This window comes from Micromonospora sp. CPCC 205554 (assembly GCF_036902745.1).
In the GTDB taxonomy this organism is placed as follows: Bacteria; Actinomycetota; Actinomycetes; order Mycobacteriales; family Micromonosporaceae; genus Micromonospora; species Micromonospora tulbaghiae.
This window is the reverse complement of the sequence record NZ_JBAKHP010000001.1, coordinates 181778-191137: the sequence shown is the minus strand read 5'-3', so window position 1 is coordinate 191137 and position 9360 is coordinate 181778. Positions and strand designations below refer to the sequence as shown.

The window sequence follows — 9360 nt, the reverse complement described above, 5'->3', positions numbered from 1 at the left end:
AGACGAGGCATGACCCGCGCCGACCTGATCGCGCTCACCCCGGACGTGCTCGCCGCGCTGAGCAACAGAGGCCTGGTGAAACGCGCCACCAGGGAGGTCGACGCCGGCGAGCGGCCCACGCTCAGCGAGGACACCGACGGCGCGGTGCGCGCCGCGTACCCGGACGGGGTCACTGTCACGCTCCCACCGGGCGGCGGCGGGCTGGCGGCCGGCTGCTGCTCCTGCCCGGCGCCGGGCGTGTGCCGGCACCTGCTCGCCGTCGTCCTGACCTACCAGCGCACGCACGCCGCCACCACGCCGAGCCACGCGGCCGCGCCGGACCAGCCCGCGGCGCCGGACCGGCAGGCCGTGCCGGGCCACGACACCACGCCGGGCCACGACACCACGCCGGGCCAGGACGCCACGCCGGGCCAGGACGCCACGCCGGGCCGGGACGTCGCGCCGGGCCGGGACGTCGCGCCGGGCCACGACGCCAAGCCGGGCCGGGACGCCGGGGCCGGTGGCGAGCCGTGGCGGTGGTCGCCGGGCGACGTCACCGACGACGAACTGGCCGCCGCGATCGGCGCCCCGGCGCTCGCCGCCGCGCAGCGGCGCCGGCGGCGCGGCTACACCGCGGTGGTCCACCGGCCGGACGCCGCCGACCCGGTCCCGCGCGTGGAGCTGCCCACCGGCACGGTCCGCTTCCTGGTGCCCCGCCAGATCGGGTACGCGCGCGGCGACGCGGCCGACGACGGCGGCGAGGCGATCGCCCTTGCGGTGTGGGCGTGCCGGACGGCCGACCGGGAGCAGCCGGACCGCTCCGAGGCGCAGGTACGCGTCGGCGGCGCGGCCACCGCGACGGACCATCCGGCGCTGGACACGGCGGTGGCGCTGGCCGCCGACGTGCTGCTGACCGGAGCCGCGCACCTCGGTTCCGGCGTGGCCGCCCGGCTCGCTGCGGCCCGGCGCGACCTCGACGCGGCCGGTCTGCGCTGGCCGCTGCTGGCGCTGGACGACCTGGCCGGGCAACTGGAGGCGTACGCCGCGCGTAGCGCCCGGTACCGGCCGGACACGTTCGCTGACCTGCTCGCCGAGCTGCCCGCGCGGAGGCGCGCGGTGGTCAACGCCGGCGCCACCCCGCCGGAGCGGCTGCTGGGCACCCACGAGCCGGCGGAAACGCCGCTGCGGCGGGTCCGGCTGACCGGCCTCGGCGCCCGGGTCCGGTGCAGCGGCGGCGAGGTGGGCGTGGACGTGGTGCTCGCCCACCCGGCGGCCGTCTCGGTGCTGGTGCTGCACCGGGCCTACCCCGTCACCGACGACGGCCCGCCCACCGGGCACGAACTCGCGGCGCGGCGGGTCACCGGTACCACGCTCGGCGCGCTCGCCACCGGCAACGTGGTCTCCGAGTCGGCGGTGCGCAGCGCCGCGCACCGGCTCCGGTTCGCCGCCGGCCGGCTGGCCCGCACCACTGTGACCCCCGGCGGGGGAGACTGGTCCGGGCTGCCGCCCGGTCTGCTCGCCCGCGACCCGGACGCGCTCGCCGCCGAGCTGGCCGGGCGACCGCCCCGGCTGCTGCGCCCCCGCACCGCCGCCGAATCGGTGCGGGTGCTCGCGCTCCGCGAGGTGCGCGCCATCGGGTACGCGGCCGGTGAGCAGCGCCTGCACGCCACGGTGACCGGTGCCGACGGCGGCACGGCGACGATCACCGCCACCCACCACGGCGCCGCCCCGGGCGCGCTCGACGCGCTCGCGGCGGCGCTGGACGGCACACACGGGCCGCCGCGCTACGTCAGTGGGACGGTACGCCGGGGCGCCGACGGACTCGTCGTCGAGCCGCTGGCGGTGGTCGCCGACGCGGTGGTCGTACCCGATCTGGCAGCCGGGGTGGGCGACGGCCGGCTGGCCGGCGCGGTCGACGCCCGGCCCGACCCGGTCGCGGCCGCGCTGGCCACGGCGTCGGCGCTGCTTGCCCAGGCCGCGCACACCGGCCTGCGGCACCTGCCGGCCGGCTTCCCGGACCGGCTGCGCGCGACGGCGGCCGGTCTCGCCGGGGTCGGCCTGGACCGCTGCGGCGCGGCCCTGTCCGGCCTGGCCGGTACGCTCGGCGCCGACCCGGGCGAACCGGCGGTACGGGCCTGGGTCGACGCCTGGATCCGGCTGTCGGTCACGGCGGAGTCCCGGTGAGCCGATCCCCACAGCCGGGAAGGATCGCTACGGTGTGACGGTGGCGACCACGGCGGCGCAGGAGATCCAGGTGGGGGAGCGGCTGGTCCGCGTCTCCAGCCCCGACAAGCCCTACTTCCCGGAGCGCGGGCTGACCAAGCTGGACGTGGTCCGCTACTTCCTGTCCGTCGGCGACGGCATCCTGCGCGCGCTGCGGGACCGGCCGACCATGCTGGAACGCTGGCCGCGCGGTGTGTTCGAGGGCGCCAAGGTCGCCACCCGCCAGACCAACAAGGGCGACGCGTTCTACCAGAAGCGGCTCCCGGCCGGCGCGCCCGACTGGGTGCGCACCGCGCACATCACGTTCCCCAGTGGCCGTACCGCCGACGAGGTGGCGCCGAGCGAGCTGGCGGTGGTGATCTGGGCGGCCAACCTGGGCACGCTGCGTTTCCACCCGTGGCCGGTGTCCAGGGACGACGTGGAGCACCCCGACCAGTTGCGCATCGACCTCGACCCGATGCCGGGCGTGGACTTCGCGCAGGTGGTGCCGGTGGCGCACGAGGTACGCGCGTACCTGGCCGAGCTGGGACTGGAGGGCTACCCGAAGACCACCGGCGGGCGCGGCATCCACGTCTACGTCTCGATCGAGCCGCGCTGGAGCTTCGGCGAGTGCCGGCGGGCCGTGCTGGCGCTGGGCCGGGAGATGCAGCGCCGCCTACCCGACCTGGTCACCACCACCTGGTGGCGTGACCAGCGGGACCGGCCGGTCTTCGTCGACTACAACCAGATGGCCCGCGACCACACCATGACCTCGGCGTACTCGATCCGGCCGACGCCCGCGGCGCTGGTCTCGGCGCCGCTGGACTGGTCCGAGCTGGACGACGCCCGCCCGGAGGACTTCGACGTGGTCAGCATGCCCGAGCGGTTCGCCGGGCGCGGCGACCCGCACGCCGGGCTGGACGAGCGGCGGTACTCGCTGGAACCGCTGCTGGAGCGGGCCGACGCCGAAGGGCTGGAGTCGCCGCCGGAACGGTGACCGGTCAGTCCCAGGGGCTCTGCGTGCCGTCGAACTCCTCGAACACCAGCCAGGTACGTGTGGACAGCACCCCGGCGATGCTCTGCACCCGGTCCAGCACCACGTCCCGCAGGGTCGCGTTGTCCGGCGCCCGGACCAGCGCGAGGACGTCGTGCTCGCCGCTGAGCAGCGCCGCGTGCTCGATGTAGCGCACCCGGGCCAGCTCGGCGGAGACCTCCCGCCAGGTGTTCTGCTCGATGGTGAGCGCGATGTACGCCGACGTGCCCAGCCCGGCCGGCTCCGGCGCGACCCGCGCGGTGAATCCGGTCAGCACGCCGTCGCGCAGCAGCCGCTCCACCCGGGCGTACGCGTTCGTGCGGGAGACGTGCACCCGTTCGGCCAGCGTACGGATGGACGTCCGGGCGTCGCGGACCAGTTCGCGCAGGATCCGCCGGTCGACCTCGTCCAGCGGCCCGGCCGAACGTCCCGTTCCGCCCGCCGCGCCCGGTGTGGCGCCGGTCTCCTGGCTCACCTCAGCCGCCCTTCAGTGCCATTCGTCCCGGGTTCATCCCGGATGTTGAGTCAATCATCCACTACCGGGAGCATAGGGCCACCACACGTCCAGGAGGTCCCCGCCGTGACGACCACACCCCAGGCGGTCCGCAGGGCATCCCCGCGCACCCGCCGGAAGACCACCCCGGCCGCACCCGACCCGTCGGCCGGCTTCATGCCGCAGCGGGAGCCGGTCCGGCTGCTCGAACCCGACGGGACCCCGCTGCCGGCCCGCGACGACTACCCGGAGCCGCCGGTCGAGACGCTGCGCGAGATGTACCGGCGCATGGTCGTCGGCCGCCGCTTCGACGTGCAGGCCACCGCGCTCACCAAGCAGGGCCGTCTCGCCGTCTACCCGTCCGCCCGCGGCCAGGAGGCGTGCCAGATCGGCGGCGTCCTCGCGCTGCGCGACAGCGACTGGGTGTTCCCCACCTACCGCGAGTCGATGGCGCTGACCGCGCGCGGCCTCGACCCGGTCGAGGTGCTCACGCTGCTGCGCGGCGACTGGCACTGCGGGTACGACCCGGCCGCCACCCGCACCGCGCCGCAGTGCACCCCGCTCGCCACCCAGTGCGTGCACGCCGCCGGGCTGGCCTACGGCGAGTCGTACCAGGGGCGCGACACGGTGGCGCTGGCGTTCATCGGCGACGGCGCCACCAGCGAGGGCGACTTCCACGAGGGCATCAACTTCGCCGCCGTGTTCAAGGCGCCGGTGGTCTACCTGGTGCAGAACAACAAGTACGCGATCAGCGTGCCGCTGTCCCGGCAGACCGCCGCGCCGAGCCTGGCCTACAAGGGCGTCGGCTACGGCGTACCCAGCGAGCAGGTCGACGGCAACGACCCGGTGGCCGTCCTCGCGGTGCTGGAGCGCGCCGTGGCGCACGCCCGCGCCGGCAAGGGCCCCTACCTGGTCGAGGCCCACACGTACCGGATGGAACCGCACACCAACGCCGACGACCAGACCCGCTACCGGGACGCCGACGAGGTCGAGGCGTGGCGCGACCGCGACCCGATCGCCCGGCTCGAGGCGTACCTGCGGGCCAAGGGCGTCCTCGACGACGCCGCCGTCGCGGCGATCGCCGCGGAGGCCGAGGAGTACGCCGCCGCGCTGCGCCGCCGGATGGACGAGCAGCCGACAGTGGACCCGCTGAGCCTGTTCGACCACGTGTACGCCGAGCCGACGCCGCAACTCGTCGAGCAGCGCGAGATGGTCCGGGCCGAACTGGCCGCCGACGCGGAGGGGGACGCCTGATGGCCACCATGACCATGGCGAAGGCGCTCAACGCCGCGCTCGCCGACGCGATGCTCGACGACGACCGGGTGCTCGTCTTCGGTGAGGACGTCGGCCAGCTCGGCGGCGTCTTCCGGATCACCGACGGGTTGCAGGCCCGCTTCGGCGACAAGCGCTGCTTCGACACCCCGCTCGCCGAGGCCGGCATCGTCGGGTTCGCCGTCGGCCTGGCCATGTCCGGCCTACGGCCGGTGGTCGAGATGCAGTTCGACGCGTTCGCGTACCCGGCGTTCGAGCAGATCGCCTCGCACGTGGCGAAGCTGCGCAACCGTACCCGCGGCGCACTCAGCGTGCCGATCGTCATCCGCGTGCCGTACGCCGGCGGCATCGGCGGCGTGGAGCACCACTGCGACTCGTCCGAGGCGTACTACGCGCACACCCCCGGCCTGAAGGTGGTCACCCCGGCGACGGTGGACGACGCGTACTCACTGCTGCGCGCCGCCATCGACGACCCCGACCCGGTGGTGTTCCTGGAGCCCAAGAAGCTTTACTTCACCAGCGCCGAGGCCGAGCTGCCGGCCCGCACCGCGCCGATCGGCACCGCTGTGGTGCGCCGCCCCGGCACCGACGCCACGCTGATCGCGTACGGCCCGGCGGTGCCGGTCGCGCTCGCCGCCGCCGAGGCCGCCCGCGAGGAGGGCTGGGACCTGGAGGTCGTCGACGTACGCAGCATCGTGCCGTTCGACGACGCCACAGTGACCGCCTCGGTGCGCCGTACCGGCCGGTGCGTGGTGATCCAGGAGGCGCAGGGCTTCGCCGGTGTCGGCGCGGAGATCGCCGCGCGGGTGCAGGAGCGCTGCTTCCACGCGCTGCACGCCCCGGTGCTGCGGGTGTCCGGCCTGGACATCCCGTACCCGGCGCCGATGCTGGAGCACACCCACCTGCCCTCGGTCGACCGGGTGCTGGACACCGTGGCCCGGCTCCAGTGGGACGACCAGCCCGACACGCGGTGGGTGGCGGCATGACCGAACGCACCGAGCGCAGCGAGGGCCGTGAGGGCATGCCCGGCCGGATCGGCATGACCGAACGCACCGAGCGCAGCGAGGGCCGTGAGGGCATGCCCGGCCAGCGCGGCATGACCACGGCTGTGGGAACCCGCGACTTCCTTCTTCCCGACCTGGGCGAAGGGCTGAGCGAGGCGGAGATCGTCGAGTGGCGGGTCGCCGTCGGCGACGTGGTGACCGTGGACCAGAGCGTGGTCGAGGTGGAGACCGCCAAGGCCGTCGTCGACGTGCCCTGCCCGTACGCCGGACGGGTCGTGGCGCTGCACGGCGCGGCCGGTGAGGTCCGCCCGGTGGGTCAGCCGCTGATCACCATCGCCCCGCTCGACGACGCCCCCGACCCGCACGCCACCTACCGCGAGGAGGAGCGGGCGGGTTCCGGCAACGTCCTGATCGGCTACGGCACCGGCCACGGCGGCACGGGCCGGCGGAGGCGCCGTCCGCGGCTGGCGCTCGCTCCCGAGCCCGGCGCGCCCGCCTCGGCGGACGCCTCGGCCGTGACCGGCTCCCCGGCCCCGGCGGGTGCTCCGGCCCTGGCCAAATCATCGGTCCCGGGCGGCGTGGCCGCGTCGGCGGGCCGGGCGGCCGCTGCGGAACCGGCCGGCGGATCGGCGGCGGCGCCGCTGGTCATCTCGCCGATCGTGCGGCGGCTGGCGAAGGAGCACGGCATCGACCTGGCGTCGCTGCGCGGCACCGGGCCGGGCGGCGTGATCCGCCGGGCGGACCTGGACGCCGCCGTGGCCGCTCCCACCACCACCGCCCCGGCGGCCCGGCTGGCAGCGGTGCCGGACGCCCCGGCCGCCCACGCCGGGCTCGCCCCGTCCGGCGACGGCGACACGGTCATCCCGCTCACCGGCATCCGCAAGGTGATCGCCGACAAGCTCTCCCGCAGCCGCCGGGAGATCCCCGAGGTGACCATCTGGGTCGACGTGGACGCCACCGGCCTGCTGGAGACGCGCGCCGCGATCAACGCGGCCACCCCGGACGCACCGGTGAGCATCCTGGCCCTGCTGGCCCGGATCTGCCTCAGCGGCCTGCGGAAGTTCCCGCAGCTCAACGCGCACGTCGACACCGAGGGACAGCGGATCGTGCAGTCCGCGGGCGTGCACCTGGGCATCGCCGCGCAGACCGACAGGGGCCTGGTCGTCCCGGTGCTGCGCGACGCGCAGCGGCTCACCACCCGGGAGCTGGCCGCCGCGCTCGCCGAGACCACGGCGGCGGCCCGGGCCGGCACGCTGCCGCCGGCACGGCTGACCGGCGGGACGTTCACGCTCAACAACTACGGCGTGTTCGGCGTGGACGGCTCCACGCCGATCATCAACCACCCGGAGGCGGCGCTGCTCGGCGTCGGCCGGATCGTGGACAAGCCGTGGGTGGTGGACGGGCAGCTCGCCGTCCGCAAGGTGACCCAGATCAGTCTGACGTTCGACCACCGGGTCTGCGACGGTGGCGTGGCCGGCGGTTTCCTGCGCCACGTGGCCGACTGCGTCGAGCAGCCCGCCCTGCTGGTCGCCAACGTCTGACCGGTACGGCTCCCGGCACCCGGCCCCGGCCCTCCCCACGGAGAGCCGGGGCCGCGCCCGTCCTCCTCCGCCGCCCGCCCGCCCGCCCGCGATCTTGCACTTGCGGCCCTGGATGTGCCCGATTCGCACCGTTCTCCAGGGCCGCAACTGCAAGATCGCGGCGGCGATGCGGGTGGCGTGGACGATCGCGTCCAGCACTGCCCGCCTTGCGGGACCGTTGATCCGGCGCGCTCGAGATCTTGGTAGGAAAGCGCCCCCATGAGGGCCGTTTCGTACCAAGATCTCGCACTGCCTCTCGCCTCCGTCCGTCGATCATGAGGTTGACGGGGGCAGAACGGACACTTCGCGCCGTCAACTTCATGATCGACGGACCGGGGAGGGCGGGTGAGCGACGAGGGAACCGGGCGGAGGGGGCGTGGGGCGCAAGCGGGGACGGGAATTACCTGTGCGGCACGATTCTCCGCAGCCTTTCCGAGCAATTCTGCCGAAGGTGCCACGGCGCGATCCCGGGCCTACAGAATGTGGGCGAGAGGGTTCGGAAATGGGGGGCGAAATATGTTTGCGAGGCGCCGACTGACGCTTTTCGCGATGACCGTCGCAGCCGCGCCACTGGCGGTCGGCGCGTGCACCGCCGGCCCGAAGTCCGTGGCGAAGCGGGCCGAGGCCGCGCCGCCGTCGGTCTCCGTGTCGCCGGCCGACCGTACCCGGGACGTGCCGATCAGCGCGGAGGTGGGGACGAAGGTCAGCAACGGCAAGGTGACAGCGGTCAAGCTGACCGACGACAAGGGCAACGCCGTGCCGGCCCAGCCGCGTGAGGACGGCTCCGGCTGGGTGCCGGACCGGCCGCTCGCCAATTCCCGGACGTACACCGCGGAGGTGACCGCGACCGGCGATTCCGGCAAGACCGCCACGCAGAGAACGACGTTCACGACGATGGCCAAATCCACCAAACCGGCCGTCACCAGCGAATTGTATTTCCGGCCGAATCAGACGTACGGGACGGCGATGCCGGTCGTGCTCGGATTCGACCCGCCGATTCCGAAGGAGGCCCGCGCGGACGTCCAGCGCCGGCTGTTCGTGAAGACCGACCCGCCGCAGCCGGGTACGTGGTCCTGGGTGGCCGACGGAAAGCAGGCCGAGTACCGGGCGCCGGACCGGTGGAAGCCGGGCACGAAGATCAGCGTGCGCAGCGCGTTGCAGGGACTGCCCATCGGCAAGGACGCCGTCGGCGACTCCGACCGGATCGCGAGCGCCAAGGTCGGCCGGCAGGTGACGCTCGACATCGACAACGGGACCAAGCAGATGACCGTCTACCAGGACGGCAAGGTGCTCAAGAAGATCCCGGTGAGTCTCGGCAAACCGAGCACGCCGACGTCCAGCGGCAACATGGTGATCATGGAGAAGCACGAGCACACCACGTTCGACACCCGTGGCGAACCCGACGGCGGCTACGTGGTCGACGTGGACGACGCCCAGCGCCTGACCTGGGGCGGCGAGTTCATCCACTCGGCGCCGTGGTCGGAGGGGGACCAGGGGAGCACGAACGTCTCGCACGGCTGCACCAACGTCTCGGCCACCGCAGCGGACTGGCTGATGGGCTTCACGCAGGTCGGTGACCTGGTGACGGTCAAGGGCACCGAGGTGAAGCTCGACCAGGGCAACGGCTTCACCGCCTGGAACGTCGGCTGGGACGAGTTCGCCAAGGGCAGCGCGCTGCCCGTACCGGCGGGGCTGAAGCCCACGCAGAGCGCCACGCCGCACCCGGGCGCGGTGGCCGGCGGGTCGTCACCGGCCCCGGCCCCCTCGCGGAGCAACAGCGGCGGCTGAACCTGGGGA

7 protein-coding genes are annotated in these 9360 nt (G+C 74.5%); 6 read left to right on the top strand and 1 reads right to left on the bottom strand.

The features are described from left to right. Positions 1 to 9 precede the first annotated feature (9 nt). Together V6U82_RS00910 and V6U82_RS00905 are read left to right on the top strand one after the other, a co-directional pair. Complete coding sequence (locus V6U82_RS00910; protein ID WP_334458586.1) at positions 10 to 2163, top strand: hypothetical protein; 2154 nt, start codon at positions 10 to 12, stop codon at positions 2161 to 2163. 34 nt (positions 2164 to 2197) lie between these two features. After that, positions 2198 to 3178 (top strand): DNA polymerase domain-containing protein, encoded by a 981-nt coding sequence (locus tag V6U82_RS00905; protein WP_334458585.1) that lies wholly within the window; start codon positions 2198 to 2200, stop codon positions 3176 to 3178. A gap of 4 nt (positions 3179 to 3182) precedes the next feature. Here the strand turns inward: V6U82_RS00905 and V6U82_RS00900 are convergent, their stop codons facing one another. Beyond that, positions 3183 to 3689 (bottom strand): Lrp/AsnC family transcriptional regulator, encoded by a 507-nt coding sequence (locus tag V6U82_RS00900; RefSeq protein WP_013286599.1) that lies wholly within the window; start codon positions 3687 to 3689, stop codon positions 3183 to 3185. A gap of 72 nt (positions 3690 to 3761) precedes the next feature. Between V6U82_RS00900 and pdhA the strand changes: the two genes are divergently transcribed. From pdhA to V6U82_RS00880, 4 genes are all read left to right on the top strand, one after another. Then, a complete protein-coding gene (gene pdhA, locus V6U82_RS00895) occupies positions 3762 to 4961 on the top strand; it encodes a pyruvate dehydrogenase (acetyl-transferring) E1 component subunit alpha (RefSeq protein ID WP_334459028.1) in 1200 nt (399 codons plus the stop codon). Beyond that, positions 4961 to 5965: an alpha-ketoacid dehydrogenase subunit beta gene (locus V6U82_RS00890; RefSeq protein WP_091417870.1), complete on the top strand. Its 1005-nt coding sequence runs from the start codon at positions 4961 to 4963 to the stop codon at positions 5963 to 5965. The genes pdhA and V6U82_RS00890 overlap by 1 nt, the downstream gene beginning before the upstream one ends. Before the next feature lie 110 nt (positions 5966 to 6075). Beyond that, positions 6076 to 7524 carry a dihydrolipoamide acetyltransferase family protein gene (locus tag V6U82_RS00885; RefSeq protein ID WP_334459027.1) on the top strand — a complete coding sequence of 483 codons (1449 nt, stop codon included), beginning with the start codon at positions 6076 to 6078 and terminating at the stop codon, positions 7522 to 7524. A gap of 555 nt (positions 7525 to 8079) precedes the next feature. After that, a complete protein-coding gene (locus tag V6U82_RS00880) occupies positions 8080 to 9351 on the top strand; it encodes a L,D-transpeptidase (protein WP_181726604.1) in 1272 nt (423 codons plus the stop codon). Positions 9352 to 9360 lie beyond the last annotated feature (9 nt).

What these genes read in the sequence shown, in the direction of transcription:
- V6U82_RS00885 (WP_334459027.1), top strand. Translation starts at nt 6,076, where the DNA reads ATGACCACGGCTGTGGGAACCCGCGACTTCCTTCTTCCCGACCTGGGC.
- V6U82_RS00880 (WP_181726604.1), top strand. Translation starts at nt 8,080, where the DNA reads ATGTTTGCGAGGCGCCGACTGACGCTTTTCGCGATGACCGTCGCAGCC.
- V6U82_RS00910 (WP_334458586.1), top strand. Translation starts at nt 10, where the DNA reads ATGACCCGCGCCGACCTGATCGCGCTCACCCCGGACGTGCTCGCCGCG.
- V6U82_RS00890 (WP_091417870.1), top strand. Translation starts at nt 4,961, where the DNA reads ATGGCCACCATGACCATGGCGAAGGCGCTCAACGCCGCGCTCGCCGAC.